This window comes from Salinispora pacifica DSM 45544 (assembly GCF_000378845.1).
In the GTDB taxonomy this organism is placed as follows: Bacteria; Actinomycetota; Actinomycetes; order Mycobacteriales; family Micromonosporaceae; genus Micromonospora; species Micromonospora pacifica.
Genome location: NZ_KB905359.1, coordinates 860,581 through 876,345, shown reverse-complemented (window position 1 = coordinate 876,345; position 15,765 = coordinate 860,581). Strand labels below are relative to the sequence as shown.

Below are 15,765 nucleotides of genomic sequence, written 5' to 3'. Positions count from 1 at the left end.
GTGGGCCATAGATATCGTCGGAGATACTGAGGCATGGCACGGGATGGATGGGTCGCGGAAAGAGCTCGGGAGTTTGACCAGCTTCGCGGCCAGAAGATCGCAGCTTGGACGGGCGTTGAGATGGCGCTGCGGGAGGAAACTGCCGCCGGTGGCCCGCAGTTCGAGGATCCCGCCGTGCCATGTTTGCAACTACTTATCCTAGGTGCCTCACTCGATGACGGGACCTTCGTGACCATCGACACTTACCAGGACGACATTACATGGGGCCTGTGGCGGCGCCGAGCAGCTAGCGACTACTCGGCGGACTGGGCAGGTATGACGGGGATATATCGCATGCGGACCCTGTCGGGGTTGCCCACCGGCGAGGTCGACGGTGTCTCGACGTTCCTGGACGAAGGCGTCCTGGCCGAGGTGGTCTTGCACATTCAGGGCCAATCGCTGCTGTTGATGGCGGGCGAACTGTACGAGTATCCGCAGGAGCGATTGGTGTTCAAACGCTGCGACGAGTCCGTCCTGGTGTTCACTGAGCCCTCGGCGGCCGAATCGGTGGACTGGGTTCCCGAACGGCGAGAGCTAGCCCAAGGCTAAACCTGGTGAGGCCATGATTTCTCCGCGGCGCGCTGTGGAAGCGCATTCCTTCTGCCGCTGTCCGCTCGGGATAGGGCTTGGCACGCCCGTAACGGCGAGGCGTACCCGGACTCGGCCCGGCTCGAACGGGCTGCCACCCTCTTCTGATGCATCAAGGGCGCGGTCCTCCGCACCCACCGCATCTTGGGCGAGGACGAAAAGAGTTTTCAACCCCTTCAACTTCTAGCTAGCGGCACTACGACGCCCGAACATGCGATTCCAGAACCGCGACCACTACCTCTGCCCGGACCTGACCGGGCCGGTCTCGTACGCCGTGATCACGACCCGCACCCGATCGCGTAGGCCGAGCTTGGTGGGCACGTTACCGACGTGCGCCTTCGCGGTGTGTTGCCATCATCGCGGCCGCGATCTTTGGATTCGACCCTGCTTCCGCGAGCATCCGCAGGGTTGTCCGCTCTCGGTTGGTCAACCCGGCCAGCCGCTCGATGGGCAGTAGGCGGGTGGCACTACGGCGAAGCCGACTCGTACCAGTTCCTGGTCGGCGACCCACCGCCCTGATCACAGTGGTAGCCGTGTCTCGAACTTCGATCGTCAGTTCCTGCTTCCGCCAGCTCATCCAGGGCGACGCCGGAATGGTGACGCCCCGGATGGCTGCTTCGCCGACCGTGCGGTTGCTGCGCGCTCAGCTGGCGGTGGGCTCCTTGTCGAGGAAGCCGTACACCGCGGAGAGCCGTCCGTCGTCGTCGGCCTTGACCACGTCGAAGCCCACGGCCACCGGCTCGGCTGCCCCGGCTGGGGCGAGGTGCCAGGTGAAGCGGGCAATGTCGTGATGGGTGTCGACCGGCCCGGCCAGGGTGAAGGTCATGCCCGGGAGCTGCGCCTGGACGGCACTGATAAACGCGTTGATCGCCTCGTGTCCCATGAGGCCTATCTTTGGATCCGTATAGGTCGCATTTTCGGTGCAGATATCGCGAACCTTATCGATCCGACGCAGGGGATCAGTCTCATTCCACATGTCGATGTAGTGCTGGACGGTGTTGGCAAGGTCGCTCATGGCTGCGGATCCTCTCGTCTCGGAGGCCACCTGGTGTTCCCCGTGGTTCCTGGAGGTTCGCACCGCCGGCGGTGGAGTGTCCATTATCCGCCAGGTAATGGTTGGTCCCGGTGACCTGGTTGGGTTCCCCGTAGCCACGACGATCCGCGTCGCTCTCGGATTGATCGGGTCGGGTTCGCCCGGGGCGTGCGGATGTTGGTTCACGTCGACCGAGACTCGACATTGGGGTGACGTACGGGGTCACCCGGACCGGCGCGGACCCGAGGGGGTGGTCCACCGCCGAGTGCCACGTCTACGGTACGCCGGCGCTGGACCGTGGCGGCTGGACCGTCTCGACGTCAGCCGCCGAAAGCGGCAGCCCGGCGAGGAACGCTGTTGACCCGAGCCAGACCACCCGGTGGAGCGCGGTGGCGGGACAAGCCCCCCGGGCAGCACTTCCCGGTCGACCTGGGCGCGGCAACCTTTCACCCGGCTGCTGCTCGACAGCAGCGGCTCCTCGGGGACGGCCCGCGCGGGTACCAGGTTCAGGTGTCATCCACGACCATCGCCACCGGATTCGGACCGGCCAGGAGACCACCGTCAACGTCTCCAGCACCCAAGCCCGGTACCTGCGGCTCCGGCTGACGGGTGGGACGCCAAACTGGTGGTCCCTGGTCGGCTACTGCTCGTCGAGGAGGGCGCGCAGCTCACGCAACGCCTCGCGGAGCCGGTCGGCGAACGTGTGCATCATCTCGGCGACCGGACGTGGAGTGCTGAGGTACAGCTGGAACCGGTCCGGCAGCAGCACGTAGGCGATTCCGATGCAACGGCTGCTGGTGGCCCCGAATCCGAAGTAGCGGATCTTCGTCGACGGCGCCGAGCTGGTGCTCAGGTAGTCGTCGCGCATCGTGCGCCACCCCGACGTTTCGTAGAGTCGGGGCGACTCCGGCACGCCGAGTTCGGCCCCCCGCCGCTGCTGGATGAGCTGTAGCTCCCAGAGGTGCTGCTCCGGTGCGGCACCGGCCTGGCACTGCTTCGCCCGTTCGACATGTTTGTCGGCCGCGGCACGAAACGCCGCCCGGCGCTCCTCCCGGGCTGCGGCGGGATCGTCCATGACCGCGACGAACCGCAGCACTTCGGGCGTGACGACGCGCATCGCCTCGGTTCGTCCCCGCGAGTACTGGCGGGTGGCGATGGACTCGTACGTGGCACCGGTGAACCCCTTGGCGCGTTTGTGCGCGAGCTGGTATCCCAGCTGTACGAAGGCGTCCGGTGACATTCGGAGCCGCTTAACCTCGTCCACCCCGAACTCGTCGATGGGTAGGGTCACGGTGGCGGTGTCCGCGCCGAACTGGGCGAAGGATTGTGCCGCGGTGCCGATCTCGGCTTGCAGCCCGTCATCGAGCACGAAGGTGACCGGCTCGATCGCTGGCACGCCCTGTGCCACCGCACCGGACTGCGCGGCGTGCTCCTCCGGTGTTCCGGCGAGGATCGTGTCGACGAAGCTGAGGATGGTGGTGCCGTCCAGCTCGCAGTGTTCGACGTTGATGCCGGCGGTGCCATCCGCGAAGACTATGAGCGACACCGCCTTGTCGAACCACCGGTTGCCGCTGTCGCCGTGCAGGAGTTGGTCGCAGGCCGCCAGATCGTCGGCGGGGGTCAGGTCCTCCAGGCAGACGCAGAACAGCGCCGTCTCGATGGTCTCCAGCGCCGCGGCGTTGCTGGGATCGAGCGCGACCAGTCGCTGTCGGGCGGCCGCCCACTCGGCCCGGGCCATGGTGGTGAGGTGGCCGGTCGCGGTGGTCATCGCCGCCGGCACGAGGCCGGCCTTCTGCAGCTCCCGCAGGCCCGCCGTCAGGTCATCGAGGGAGTAGGGGCGCCCGTCCGGACCGAGTACGTCCATCCGGAAGGCGTTGCCGTGGCAGAACACCACGATGTGCCGTGCGGTTGCGGGGCCCGGCATCTCGGCGCTGTACGGTGCTCGGACGCTGTCCTGCGTCGGCCCCGGGATACGGGTGGTGGAGAAGAGAAATTTGTTCTGTTCCATCGACAGCGGCTGCCCGCGGGTCACGGCAGGTGGGATGCGCTCCGCGTCGAGCTGGACCTTGTAGTTGACGGTGGCGGCGATGAGCCGCACCGCGCGCTCCACCTGTGGATCGGTGAACCCGCGCAGCGGCGTGTCACGAAACAGGAAGAAGAAGTTGGCGTTCAACGCGATGCGGTCGCGCCGGCCGAGGTAGCGGGCCGGCCAGAAGTAGTCCAGCCAGCTGTGGGTAGTGGTGTCCTCGTTGTACCGCACCAGGTCGGCGTGGAGCTTCGGACCCGGACCGTCGGCCTGCTCGAACTCCCGCACCGCGGCCTCGGTGTCGGCGAACTCCTGCGCTGTCAGCAGCGGCCCGGACCACTCGAGGAAGCGGGCACAAGTCTCCTCCAGCGTGGGTAGCGGTACCGAGGGCAGCTTGCCCTCGTTCTCGAACGTACTCACTCGGCCTCCTGGAATGTGCTGCTCGTCGGGCCGCCTTCTGGGCCAGTGGTTGCGGTCAAAGGGTATGCCGTCGGAAGTCCGCCGGGCTGGTTGAAACGCATGGGGTTATCTTCGTAAGCGCTAGTCCAGCAGCTGGTCGACTCGGGTGGCATGACGTTCGGCATCGCGGTGCGTGGGTAGGACCCGGCCGAAGAGCTGCTGCGTACGGGTGACACTGCCCGTCACGCCGGGGCGTTGGGAGTAGGCGAAGATCGCTGTGTGCCGGGCGGTGTCCCCGTGCACGGCACTCACCCGGTGTAGCGCGTACCGCCCCTTGAACAGTTGGAGGTCACCGGGACGCAGAGTCTGGGCTCGTACCGGTGCTCGATCGGCACCGGTGAGCACCGCACGGACCGCGTCGAAGTTCTCCGCACCCGCAGAACGGATGTTCGGGCAGTACTCGAATACGCCCCCGTCCTCCGGCTCCTGAGTCAGTAGGCTGACGGTGAACTCGTTGAGGTCGAAGTGCCACGGATGGTCCATACCGGGCTGCACGACATTGAGTACCAGGCCGGAGAGCGGGTCGGCGAGTTCGTGGAGTGCGGGGAGTTCGAAACAGGCGGCGACGAAGCGTACGAACGACGGGTCGCGGTAGAGCCGGTGGATGACACTGTCGGCGGGGATCAGATCGCGCGGGACGAACGCGTTGCCGCGGCGCATGAGGATGCGACCCGGGTGCTCCGCCGGTAGGTCGGCATCGAGTTTCATGTTGTAGACGTTGGTTTCCGTAACGTCGTAGTATGCCGACGGGGCAACTGTGGCGCCTTCTCGTCGTAGCGTCTCCCAGCTGGTCGGTCGAATGAACTCCGGCAGCACACTGCAACCGTGGTCCCGCAGTTCGGCGCGGGTTTTTGTGACGACGCGTTCCCATGCGTCGCTTCCTGGAGCGGCCAGTGGATAACGCACGGTGTCCACGTCATGCATTCAGATGGTTCCCTTCTTCAATGGCGGCGACATGAAGAATTGCGGAATCCTAACAGGAGTTACCGACCGGCAGCCTCATGTTGGTTACCTTTTTCACAGCCGCACGTGCCGGGCTTCACCGCACCCCGGATCCTGCTGCGCCGGCGGCCATGAGCTCGTTGCTGGGGCGGGCGAAGGCGCCCGCGCGGGCGGCGACGCTCACCTGGTGGGCCGAGCGTGCGGCGAGGCCGCTGTCGGCGGGAGACCGGAGTAGGACGAGGGTGTGGTACAGCGGTGCGGTCGCCGCGATGATCACGGCGCGTGGGTCGGTGTCGGCTGGGACCTCGCCGCGGTCAATGGCGCGTCGCACGATGGCAGCACAGCGCGCGTAGCGATCGGCCCAAAAGGTCCGCAGCGCCTCCGCTGCCTGGGGGGAGCGAAACGAGGCGGCGATCAGCGCGGTGCTGATCGATGAGTCGGCGGTCAGCGCCGCGTGGACCTCACAGTTGACTGCGGCGAGGTCTGTCTCCAGCGAACCGGTCTGTGGCGGGCGCCAGTCGTCGCCGGTCGCGTCGGTCAGGACATCAGCCAGTAGGCCGCCGACGTCCCGCCAGCGCCGGTAGACCGTGGTCCGGTGTACGCCCGACCGGTCGGCCACGGCGTCCATGGTCAGTAGGTCGAAGCCGCCCTCAACCAGCTGCGCGCGGACGGCGTCAAGCACCTTGCGGCGGACGCGCGCACTGCGTCCATTGGGGCGGCGGGGGGATTTATCGGTTGGCGGCGGGGGCTGGGCCATGTCAGCATCTTATCGCTACATCCATAGCTTTAGGGAGGCGTGATGCTCCGCTGAGTGTTCCCCGTGTCCGACCTCCCGCCCCGGCGGGTTCCCGACCTTGACACTTCGGAGCATCCACATGCCCACCCAGATCAGCGTCCAGAGCGTGACCAAGGCGTACGGTGATCGACTTCTGCTTGACGGCGTCACCTTCGCCGTCACCCCGAACCGGCGTACGGGGATCATCGGCGAGAACGGCTCCGGCAAGTCGACGCTGCTGCGCCTGCTCGCCGGCCGAGAGGAGCCGGACGATGGGCAGGTGATTGTCACCGCGGACGGCGGTGTCGGGTACCTCGCCCAGGACATGTACCTGCCGGGGCAGCTGACCGTTCAGCAGGCGATCGATGCCGCCCTGGCCGACCTGCGCGCGATGGAGGCGCGGTTACGGGAACTGGAGCCACGGCTCGCCGGCGGCAACCAGAACGACCTGACCGAGTACGGGAATCTGGCGACCACCTTCGAGCTGCGGGGAGGGTACGAGGCCGACGCCCGGGTCGAGCAGGCGTTGCACGGGCTGGGGCTGACCGCGGTGGAGCGGCACCGTCCGCTTGGCGGCCTCTCCGGCGGGGAGCAGGCGCGCGTGCACCTGGCCTCGGTGCTGGCCGCCAACAGTGAGGTGCTGCTGCTCGACGAACCGACCAACCATCTTGACGACACCGCGTTGAGCTGGCTGGAGGGGTACCTCGGCTCCCGGCGTGGCACCACGGTCGTGGTCTCCCATGACCGGGTCTTCCTGGAGCAGGTTGCCACCGGCCTGATCGAGGTGGACGCGGATCGGCGCACCCTGGTCCGCTACGGCACCGGGTTCGCGGGTTACCTGGTCGAGCGGGCGGCGGCCCGGCAACGCTGGCAGCAGGCGTACGAACAGTGGCAGGCGGAGTCGGACCGGCTGCGGGAGGTCGCGGCGACCACGGCCCGACAGGTGGCGCCCGGCCGGGCGATGAAGGATCGCAACAAGATCGCCTATGACCGCAACGCCGGCCGGGTGCAGCAGTCGGTCGCGAGCCGCGTCCGCAATGCGGAGCTACGACTGCGCCGCCTCCAGGCGGATCCGGTGCCGCCGCCGCCCGACCCGCTTCGGTTCGAGCCGCCCAGGCATCCGGCAGCCGTCGCCGGGGTGCTACTGGCCGCCCGGGAGGTGACGTTCGCCGGTCGGCTCAAGCCCACCACGCTGACCGTCGCGACGGGACAACGCCTGCTGATCCGGGGGCCGAACGGCGCCGGGAAGAGCACGCTGTTGCGGATCCTCGCCGGTGACCTCGCCCCGGACGGTGGTCAGGTGACCCGTTCTGGCCGGATCGGGTACCTCCCACAGGAGGTTTCCACCGCCGAGCCGGAGCGGACCCTGCTGGCCGCCTTCGCGCACGGACGGCCCGGTCCGGCCGAGGAGTACATCTCCAGTCTGCTTTCGCTCGGGCTGTTCACCCCGGAGAGCCTCACCGTGCCGATCGGCCGGCTCTCCACCGGGCAACGCCAACGGCTGGCGGTGGCCCGGCTGTTCAGCGAGCCCGTCGACCTACTGCTGCTGGATGAGCCCACCAACCATCTCTCGCTGGGCCTGGTCGAGGAGTTGGAGGCCGCTCTGGCGGAATACCAGGGTGCCGTCGTGGTGGTCAGTCACGACCGCCGGCTGTGCCGGCGCTGGTCCGGCGAGGCCCGGGAGGTGGCCTGAGGGCACCCCCGGCTGGTAGGGCGAGCGCCACGACGGCGACGAGGGCCAGGATGAGGGCGGTGAACGCGAACGCCTGCGCGTAGCCGTCGACGAGCTCGGCTTTGGTGGACGAATGCTGGCTGGTCAGCGCGATGAGTGCGGTCAGGCCCAGGACGCCACCAAACTGTTTGGCGGCGTTCGCCAACCCGGAGACCGCCCCGGCGTCGGGGCCGGAGACACCGGAGGTCACCACGGCGGTCAGCGGCACGATGAGTAGCCCGCCGCCGACCGACATCACGACGGCCGGACCGAGCACGCCGGACAGGTAGGTGCTGTGGACGGTGAGCTGACTCTGCCACCAGAACCCGGCCGCGGCGATGGCGGTTCCGACGATGACCAGGCTCCGCGCGGCTACGTGTCGCATCAGCCACGGGGTCACGCGCATTCCGACCAGCATCATCAGCAGGGTGTGTGGTAGGAACCCGGCGCCGGCCTGCAATGGGGTGAGTTCGAGTACCTGCTGCAGGTACAGGGTCAGGAAATACCACAGCGGAATCTGGAAGCCCGCCCCGACCAGCAGCATCAGCAGGTTGCCCAGCCAGACTGCCCTGGTTCGCAGCAGCCGCGGTGGCAGGAGTCGTGGCTCCGCGCCGCGTGCCTCGACCACGACGAAGGCGGCCAGGCAGATCAGGCCGACGACCAACGCCACGGCGGCGGTTGGCCCTCGCTGGCTGTGCGGGTAGCTGGCCGTGACGGCGTAGGTCACCGCGATCAGGGCGGTGGTGATCAGGGCAGCACCCTTGACGTCGAGCTGGACCAGTCGGTCGCGTGGTCGCCCTCCGGCCAGCGTGACAGCTGCCAGGGCGATGCAGAACGCGCCGATCGGTACGTTGATCAGCAAGGTTGACCGCCAGGTCAGGTACGCGGTGAGGGCGCCGCTGAGGAGGTTGCCGGCCGCGCCGCCAGCCAGGCTGACCGCGGTCCAGACAGCCAATGCGCGGTTGCGCGCGGAACCAGGCGGAAATGTCGTGGTGAGGATCGTCAGGGTGGCGGGTGCCAGCGTGGCGGCACCCAGGCCCTGGAACGCGCGGGCCCCGATGAGCGCACCGGCGGTGGTGGCGAGCCCGCCGACGAGGCTCGCGGCCGTGAACAGCCCCAGCCCGGAGATCAAGACCAGCTTGCGGCCATACACATCGGCCAGTCGGCCGCCCAGGAGGAGGAAGCCTCCGAACACCAGCGCGTAGGCGTTGGCGACCCAGGGTAGGCCGGACGGAGAAAGGGAGAGGGCCCGTTGGATGGACGGAAGTGCGACGTTGACCACGGATACATCGAGCACCACCAGGAACTGTGCGGTGCAGGCCAGCAGGAGCGCGGCCCGGCCGGAGGGCGCGTCCGAGGTGCGGCGCCGGGCGCGCCGCGTGCCCGGCTTGTCCCCATCCCACCACCTCACGACGTCCCCGATCAAATCAGTGTAACCACATTGCTATACCGCAGACCGTAGTCATCAAGTAGCGTCTGGGCAACCTGGATGGGGAGGGGGGAAGGGGTTGGCGACCGGTCGAACCCGCGGAGTGGGCTTCGAGCATGAGCATCGGCGCAACGAGATCGCCGATGCGGTACTGGCTGTTGTCGCCGAACGTGGTCTGGCGGCCGTGTCCCTGGTCGTGGTGGCCGCGCAGGCCGGCGTGTCGCCCGGCCGGGTGCAGCACTACTTTCCCACCAAGCGAGAACTGGTCGAGGCTGCCTTCGAGCGGGGCAACGCCCTCTCCAGCGATCGGATAGCCGCCAAGGCCAAACCCGATGACCAGGACGTCAGCCGACGACGCCTACTTACCGTGGTGCTCACCGAGCTGATTCCGTACGACGCCGTCACCCGTGCCCACCTGCGGGTACGCCAGTCATTCACCGCGGTGGCGTTGGCCGATGAGGCCATCGCCGCCCGCCTCCGCGTCGACTACGCCAAACTCCACGGCCAACTCGCCGAACTGCTCCGCTGCGACCAGGCCGCTGGCCACCTTCGCGCCGGGACCGATCCCGCGGAGGTGGCCGTAACCCTGGTGGCGCTCGCTGAGGGGCTGGCCTACTACGTGCTTATCGGTGTCTGTCCGGCCGCGGCCGCTCGGGATCAGGTGCTCGCTGCGATCTCTGGGGTCTACGCCGTGGGGTGAGGCGCGGGCACCAGGTCAGTCCGACTCGGGGTGAGTGGAACGCGCGACGCGGAAACCCACGTCGTCCACACGAAACGTCGGGTGGCTCCGGCGCCGTACGGAGGCCCGGCAACTCCAGTGCTCGTCGAACCAGCCGCCACCACGGAGGACCCGGTAGCTGCCGTAGACCTCCGGGTCGTAGTGATCCCAGCACCAGTCCCAGACGTTGCCCAGCATGTCGTGCAGGCCCCAGGCGTTCGGTTGCCGGCCGCCCACCGGGTGGATTCGTTCCCGCGAGTTGCCGCGGTACCAGGCGATCTCGTCCAGCGGTCCGTAGCGGGGGCCGGTCGTACCGGCGCGGCACGCGTGCTCCCACTCGGCTTCGGTCGGCAACCGGTACCCGTCGGCGGAGTGGTCCCACTCGATCTTCCCGTCACCGGAGATCCGATAGGCGGGCAGTAGCCCGTCCCGTCGAGACCAGGCGTTGCAGCACCGGACGGCATCCCACCAGGAGACCCCCTCGACCGGCAGTTGACCTCCGCGAGCCGTGCTCGGATGGGCGCCGGTGATCGCGGCATACTGCGCCTGTGTGACCGGGAAGCGGGCGAGCTCGTACGGCTTCAGGTCGACTGACCATCGGCGCTGTGTGCGGCGGTCGGAGAGCATAACCTGCCCCGCCGGGACAGCGATCATCAGTTTCTGCTGGCTTCCGTCCACGGGGCGTGGATCGTACCTGCGGTCAAGGCTGCTGTCGTCGGGTTTCCGGCACGGCCGGAGCCCATCCCGCTGACGTCCGGTCCCGTCCCGTTGGCAGGGCCGCTAGGCTGGGCGGCGCGTGGGACCCATCGGCGGTTGCGCGCTTCGGGTGTTGGTGGTTGGTCTTTGTTGGGGGATTGTGGTGGAAAAAGGGACAATTGTTCGGTTCGATGACGTTCGCGGCTACGGGTTCATCGCACCGTTCGGTGGCGGCGACGACGTCTTCGTGCACGCCAATGACTTCGGTGATCAGCGGCATCAGGTCACCGCCGGCATGCGGGTGAGCTACGAGGTGGTGCAGTCCGAACGGGGCCTGAAGGTCGCGAGCGTGGTGCTGGAGGCGGCCCCGGCGGTGTCGAGCCGTAGTGTGCCGAGTCGCCCGCAGCCGCTGTCCGACGAGGACGGTGAGTGCGATGTGTTGGCGGTCGAGCAGTTCGACAGCGCCGTGACCGAGCTGCTGCTGGCGAACGTGCCCACGATGACCGGTGCGCAGATCGTCGAGGCCCGTCGGGCGCTGGTCGCCATGGCGCGCCAGTACGGCTGGGTCGAGGACTGACCGCTCCGCGCGTGGCAACCCGGGGCCCGCGTCCTCCGACCCTGAGGGCGGGCCCCGGCATGTCGCCGCGCTCTCCGGGGGGCGGGTAGCGGCTCGCCGCGCGCGGCGAGGTAGTCGTCTGGTGATCGATTGGCTGGGACAATCCAGGGATGGATGACAGCGATCAGGGCATCGATCGTGCCGTTGCGGGCGCTGACTTCGTGGAGTGGAACTTCTCGATCATGGCGGATGGTTCGCCGTGGCGCATCGAGGAGGGGATGACGCAGCTGCTCGCCCATCAGGGTGCGGAGGGAGTCGGGCCATCCCTGGCTGTCGCCGCGCGCGAGGATGCCCGGGTCATTCAGGAGTTGGGTCGGCGGGAGACGCCGACGGCGGTGGCGGCGCTGCGGGCGTTCCAGGCGATGAGCCCGGTCGACACGCAGCGGGAACTGGCCGGGCTACACGCCGACCGGCTCATCCGGCAGGGCGTTCCCGACGCCTCCTGGGCGTCCACGATCGGTCGGGTGCGGGTGGAGGGCTGCTGGTGGGCGCACGACCCCTTCGACGAGACCGCCTTCCTGCTGTGCGTCTTCTCCTACGACGGAGACGATGAGCACGGCCTCCTGGCCATGATTGACCTTGCCGTCGATGGTGGCCTGTTTCGGGAGCTGACCCTCGGCATGGACGTGGAGGTGTTGCAGGATGTCCTGCGCCGTGCCGACGGAGTCGATGGTCTGGTCACCGAGCCGGTCGACCCGGCGTATGCCCGGCGGCTGTTCGAGGACGCCGTCGTCACCTCGGATGAGGTGCTGGAAGATCGGGACTACCAGCCGAACCCGGCACCGGCTGCGTACCGGAAGATGCGGGCGCTGACCCTGGCCCGGGCCCGGGCCCTGAGCGTCGCCGCCGCACCACCGGACCCGCTGCCCGACAGCGTGGATGTCGAACTCATGAAGCGGGCGTTCCTCGCCTCCAGCATCGGCTCCAAGCTGCCCGGGGGCGGTGCGACGAGCCAGGCGGTGGACCTCTTCGTGGAGCAGCTCACCGAGCGGGCCTGCTGCCATCCGATGCGGGTCGGCCCGCGCCGGATGATGGCTGCCCTGGGTCTGCCAGGTCTGACCCGGGACGCCATCGGTGATCCGGAGGTGAGTGACGTCCTCCCGGACGTTGTGCAGGCCTGGGCGTCCTGGACCGCAGCCGAACGTGGCCTGTCCCGCGACGCCACGGAACGACTTGAACGGGCGTGCGAGCAGGCGTGTGCGCGCCTTCGCTCCACTGATTCGGAGGGTCCGCCGCCCACCTGACCTGTGCTGGGTGGCTGGCCGCGACCGCCGTTCAGCGCTGACGTACGCCCAGGCTACGCGTTGCCGTCGCGAAGGTCGCTAGGGCGAGCAGGAGCGACGAGTACAGCAGCACGGTCGGGACGGCATCGAGCCACTGGACGAGGACGCCGGCGAGCGCGGGGGCTATCGGTAGCAGGCTTCCGCCGAGGAGGTGCACGGCGGCACTCACCCGTCCCTGGAGGGCGGGCTCGGCGCGGGTGAGGATGTAGCCGATGATCGCGGCGTTGGCCGCGGGGCCGAGAAAGAAGACCAGCGCACCGAGGACACCGATGAGATACGCGGAGTGGGCCACCGCCAACAGCGGAGTCACCATCGCCGCGACCCACCCGAACGCCATGATCAGCGTCCGGGGCGAGAAGCGCGCGACCAGCCGGGGCGCCGCCAACGCGCCCACCAACCCACCGGTGCTGGTAATCGAGAACAGCAGCCCCGTGGCGACCGGCCCGGCGCCGTGGCGCTCGGCCAGGAGGACGCAGACCAGCCCGATCGACTGAAAAACGAAGGTGACACCGGCGAACCAGAGCACCGCGCCCCGGGCGAACTGCTCCTGCCACAGCCACCGCAGACCCGCGTTGACGAAACCGCGGCCTCGGCGCGGCCAGTGCTCCCGGGTGTGGTTGTGCAGGGGGCGCCGGATCAGGGCCAGTCCCATCGCGGAGATGAGGTAGGAGACGGCATCCACCAGGAACGGCGCCATCCGGCCGGCGCTGAAGAGTATCCCGCCGAGGGCAGGTCCGACCAGCGTCGCAAGCTGCGTACGGGATTCGTTTCGGGCGGCGGCCTGGGTCACCTGCGCTCGCGCCACGACAAACCGAAGGGCTGCCGTCTCCGCGGGTTGGAAGCAACTGGCCAGGGCTGCCTCCGTGGCTACCACCACCGCGATGTGGACGAATGTGATCTCGTCGATGATGATTGCGATGACCAGGCTGCCCAGCGCCAGCGCGCGTCCCAGATCTGCCGCGATCATGAGAAGTCGCCGGTCGTGTCGGTCCGCCAGGGAGCCCGCCGGGAGTCGACACACCACAGCGGTGATGGCGGCGATTGACGCGACGGCTCCCGCGTGCACTGCCGATCCGGTGATGGCCAGAGTCAGCAGGACGAAGCTAACCGAGGAGACGGCGCTACCCAGCGCGGAAATTGACTGGCTCACCCAGAGGATGACGAAGTCACGGTTCTGGGAGAGTGGGCGTACCGGCGGCCCGGAGGTCGGCGGTGCTTGACTTTCGATCGACGGATCAGCCACGTCCCCCGACGCTAGGCACGGTTTTGATCGGAAGCATGCGTGATCTGCGTCACTGGACCCGCGAGCCAGTCCGATGTGGAGCTGCCATAGACTGCGCGCGATGATCAAGACGAGACGATTGGCGGTAGCCCTCGTCGGGCTGCTGGCGACGAGCGTGATGATTGGTCCGGCACCGGCCCTCGCGGATCGCGATACCCCGGTCGAGCCACCCAAGGTCGAGCTGGTCCTTGATGTCAGCGGGTCGATGCGGGCCACCGACATCGACGGGCGAAGCCGAATCTCGGTTGCCCAGCAGGCGTTCAACGAGGTGGTGGACGCGCTGCCGGACGAGACTGAACTGGGCATCCGGGTCCTCGGTGCCACCTATCCCGGTGATGACAAGGAGCAGGGCTGCCAGGACACCCAGCAGATCGTGCCGGTCGGACCGGTCGACCGGGTGCAGGCGAAGGCGGCGGTGGCGACGCTTCGGCCGACCGGGTACACCCCGGTCGGGCTGGCGCTGCGCTTGGCCGCCGAGGATCTCGGCACCGGTAGCACCGCCCGGCGGATCGTGCTGATCACCGACGGGGAGGACACCTGCGCCCCACCGGACCCCTGTGAGGTGGCCCGAGAGTTGGCTGCGCAGGGGACGAAGCTGGTCGTGGACACCCTCGGTCTGGCCCCGGACGAGAAGGTACGCCAGCAGCTACTCTGCATCGCCGCGGCCACTGGTGGCACGTACACCGCGGCGCAGAGCGCGGACGAATTGACCGGGCGGATCAAGCAACTGGTCGACCGGGCGCAGGACACGCACACGGTCACGCCGGCCGTGGTCGCCGGCACCTCGGCCTGCGCCGACGCCCCGCTGCTCGGCGCCGGCGTCTACAGCGATCGGGAGAAGTTCTCGGAGCACCGTTGGTATCGGGTACCGGTGCATCCCGGGCAGGAGCTGCGTGCCTCGGTCAGCGTCGCGTTGGACCGGCCGGTCAACCCCGACCATGCGGTGCTGCTGCGGGCGGTGGCCATCGACGGTCGGGAACTGGTGCGTGGCGTGGACGCCGGTAGCGGCCGGACCGACGTCGTCTCCGCCGGTCTGCGCTGGTCGGCCGGGGAGGAGCCGGAGGATGGGCCCTCCCCAACCCCGTCCACCACGATCGAGGCCGAAGCCACCATCGTCTGTCTCGTGGTGAGTAACGCCTTCGCACCCCAGCCGGGGACCCAGACCACGCCGGGGATGCCGGTCGAGTTGACCGTGGACATGGTCGCCTCCTCGCCCGCTCCGGCTGCTCCGGATCTCGGTCGTGGCGTGGTGCTGCTCGTCCTGCTGACGGTGACTGGTCTGCTGGCCGGACTGGCGTCCGGGGTACTCACCCGGTGGTGGGTGGCGACCTGGAGGGAGAAGTGATGCCGGTCCGTTCAATGCGGGGCGGAGCCGTCCTGGCCGCTGTCGGCCTGGCCCTGCTGGTCTCGCCCGGGGCGGCCCGGGCGACCCCGACACCGTCACCGGGGGCGGCCCCGGTGACCCGGGCGGGGACCTCCTTCCTGACCGCCACCGAAATCACCGCCGGGCAGCCGGTGCAGGTGGACGCCGCCACCGGTGACTACCTGTACTGGTCGTTCCCGGCGGTGGCCGGCGAGCGCCACGAGGTCACCGCGACCGTGTCGTTCCCCAAGCAGCGCAGTGGCGAGTCGACGTGGACCGTGGAGGTCTTCGACGGGCTGCGGCGGCGTCAGGCCTGCACCGCTGGTGCCCAGGCCCCGACGGCTACCGCCGAGGCTGAGAGCGTCTCGCTCGGGTGCGCCCTGCGGCAGGTGCGCTCCTGGGCGGAGCCATGGTCGGCCGATCCGCTGCCGGGGACCTACTACGTCCGGCTCTCCGTGGCCGACCTGCCGGAAGAGGACCTTGGCCTGCCGATCGAGGTTGACCTACTGGTCGGCGCGCTGGGTGAGGGGTCCCACGACGACGGCGTGCTGGCGGAGCCCCTGGTGTTGCCCACCGAGGCCGGCACGATACTCGATGCGGCTCCGACGGAGCCGGTCGAGGGCGACGACGACGGCTTCTTCGGTTGGCTGCCCGAGCTCGGTTCGCGCTGGGCCTGGAGCACGGTCGGCGGCATCCTCGCTGCGGTGGCTGGAGTCGTCGGCTTCGGTCTGACCCGGCGGCCCCGTCGTCGCTGACGGTGCGGGTGTAGGCCGGGAGGGCGCCCGCGGACGCGGGCGCCCTCCCG

General features: G+C 68.7%; 14 protein-coding genes. 7 read left to right on the top strand and 7 right to left on the bottom strand.

Annotation, left to right across the window (positions count from 1 at the left end):
• Window positions 1-33: 33 nt before the first annotated feature.
• Window positions 34-588 (top strand): hypothetical protein, encoded by a 555-nt coding sequence (locus tag SALPAC3_RS0104025; RefSeq protein WP_018219988.1) that lies wholly within the window; start codon window positions 34-36, stop codon window positions 586-588.
• A gap of 682 nt (window positions 589-1,270) precedes the next feature.
• On the opposite strand, the gene SALPAC3_RS0104020 is transcribed toward SALPAC3_RS0104025, so the two are convergent.
• The 4 genes from SALPAC3_RS0104020 to SALPAC3_RS0104005 all read right to left on the bottom strand — a co-directional run bounded on the left by SALPAC3_RS0104020 (window position 1,271) and on the right by SALPAC3_RS0104005 (window position 5,769).
• A complete protein-coding gene (locus SALPAC3_RS0104020) occupies window positions 1,271-1,642 on the bottom strand; it encodes a nuclear transport factor 2 family protein (RefSeq protein ID WP_018219987.1) in 372 nt (123 codons plus the stop codon).
• A 658-nt stretch (window positions 1,643-2,300) separates the two neighbouring features.
• Window positions 2,301-4,106 (bottom strand): choline/carnitine O-acyltransferase, encoded by a 1,806-nt coding sequence (locus SALPAC3_RS0104015; RefSeq protein ID WP_018219986.1) that lies wholly within the window; start codon window positions 4,104-4,106, stop codon window positions 2,301-2,303.
• Between the two features lie 120 nt (window positions 4,107-4,226).
• A complete protein-coding gene (locus SALPAC3_RS0104010; RefSeq protein WP_026185215.1) occupies window positions 4,227-5,069 on the bottom strand; it encodes a HalD/BesD family halogenase in 843 nt (280 codons plus the stop codon).
• Between the two features lie 115 nt (window positions 5,070-5,184).
• Window positions 5,185-5,769 (bottom strand): TetR/AcrR family transcriptional regulator, encoded by a 585-nt coding sequence (locus SALPAC3_RS0104005; protein WP_018219984.1) that lies wholly within the window; start codon window positions 5,767-5,769, stop codon window positions 5,185-5,187.
• Between the two features lie 193 nt (window positions 5,770-5,962).
• On the opposite strand from SALPAC3_RS0104005, the gene abc-f reads away from it, so the two are divergent.
• Window positions 5,963-7,555: a ribosomal protection-like ABC-F family protein gene (gene abc-f, locus SALPAC3_RS0104000; RefSeq protein WP_018219983.1), complete on the top strand. Its 1,593-nt coding sequence runs from the start codon at window positions 5,963-5,965 to the stop codon at window positions 7,553-7,555.
• Here the strand turns inward: abc-f and SALPAC3_RS0103995 are convergent.
• Window positions 7,497-8,984 (bottom strand): MFS transporter, encoded by a 1,488-nt coding sequence (locus SALPAC3_RS0103995; RefSeq protein WP_026185214.1) that lies wholly within the window; start codon window positions 8,982-8,984, stop codon window positions 7,497-7,499. The genes abc-f and SALPAC3_RS0103995 overlap by 59 nt on opposite strands.
• 121 nt (window positions 8,985-9,105) lie before the next feature.
• On the opposite strand from SALPAC3_RS0103995, the gene SALPAC3_RS0103990 reads away from it, so the two are divergent.
• Complete coding sequence (locus SALPAC3_RS0103990; RefSeq protein WP_018219981.1) at window positions 9,106-9,702, top strand: TetR/AcrR family transcriptional regulator; 597 nt, start codon at window positions 9,106-9,108, stop codon at window positions 9,700-9,702.
• A 15-nt stretch (window positions 9,703-9,717) separates the two neighbouring features.
• On the opposite strand, the gene SALPAC3_RS0103985 is transcribed toward SALPAC3_RS0103990, so the two are convergent.
• Window positions 9,718-10,398 carry a formylglycine-generating enzyme family protein gene (locus tag SALPAC3_RS0103985; RefSeq protein WP_018219980.1) on the bottom strand — a complete coding sequence of 227 codons (681 nt, stop codon included), beginning with the start codon at window positions 10,396-10,398 and terminating at the stop codon, window positions 9,718-9,720.
• Window positions 10,399-10,579: 181 nt separating this feature from the next.
• Between SALPAC3_RS0103985 and SALPAC3_RS0103980 the strand changes: the two genes are divergently transcribed.
• Complete coding sequence (locus SALPAC3_RS0103980; protein WP_018820949.1) at window positions 10,580-10,993, top strand: cold-shock protein; 414 nt, start codon at window positions 10,580-10,582, stop codon at window positions 10,991-10,993.
• A gap of 149 nt (window positions 10,994-11,142) precedes the next feature.
• Entirely contained in the window at window positions 11,143-12,276 is a 1,134-nt protein-coding gene (locus tag SALPAC3_RS0103975) for a beta clamp domain-containing protein (RefSeq protein WP_018219978.1), read from the top strand.
• Between the two features lie 31 nt (window positions 12,277-12,307).
• On the opposite strand, the gene SALPAC3_RS0103970 is transcribed toward SALPAC3_RS0103975, so the two are convergent.
• A complete protein-coding gene (locus SALPAC3_RS0103970; RefSeq protein ID WP_018219977.1) occupies window positions 12,308-13,558 on the bottom strand; it encodes an MFS transporter in 1,251 nt (416 codons plus the stop codon).
• 100 nt (window positions 13,559-13,658) lie between these two features.
• On the opposite strand from SALPAC3_RS0103970, the gene SALPAC3_RS0103965 reads away from it, so the two are divergent.
• Window positions 13,659-14,942: a VWA domain-containing protein gene (locus tag SALPAC3_RS0103965; RefSeq protein WP_018219976.1), complete on the top strand. Its 1,284-nt coding sequence runs from the start codon at window positions 13,659-13,661 to the stop codon at window positions 14,940-14,942.
• Window positions 14,942-15,715: a hypothetical protein gene (locus SALPAC3_RS0103960; RefSeq protein WP_033774941.1), complete on the top strand. Its 774-nt coding sequence runs from the start codon at window positions 14,942-14,944 to the stop codon at window positions 15,713-15,715. Before SALPAC3_RS0103965 ends, SALPAC3_RS0103960 begins: the two co-directional genes overlap by 1 nt.
• Window positions 15,716-15,765 lie beyond the last annotated feature (50 nt).

What these genes read in the sequence shown, in the direction of transcription:
- SALPAC3_RS0103975 (WP_018219978.1), top strand. Translation starts at nt 11,143, where the DNA reads ATGGATGACAGCGATCAGGGCATCGATCGTGCCGTTGCGGGCGCTGAC.
- SALPAC3_RS0103965 (WP_018219976.1), top strand. Translation starts at nt 13,659, where the DNA reads ATGATCAAGACGAGACGATTGGCGGTAGCCCTCGTCGGGCTGCTGGCG.
- SALPAC3_RS0104010 (WP_026185215.1), bottom strand. Translation starts at nt 5,069, where the DNA reads ATGCATGACGTGGACACCGTGCGTTATCCACTGGCCGCTCCAGGAAGC.
- SALPAC3_RS0104020 (WP_018219987.1), bottom strand. Translation starts at nt 1,642, where the DNA reads ATGAGCGACCTTGCCAACACCGTCCAGCACTACATCGACATGTGGAAT.
- abc-f (WP_018219983.1), top strand. Translation starts at nt 5,963, where the DNA reads ATGCCCACCCAGATCAGCGTCCAGAGCGTGACCAAGGCGTACGGTGAT.
- SALPAC3_RS0103960 (WP_033774941.1), top strand. Translation starts at nt 14,942, where the DNA reads ATGCCGGTCCGTTCAATGCGGGGCGGAGCCGTCCTGGCCGCTGTCGGC.
- SALPAC3_RS0104025 (WP_018219988.1), top strand. Translation starts at nt 34, where the DNA reads ATGGCACGGGATGGATGGGTCGCGGAAAGAGCTCGGGAGTTTGACCAG.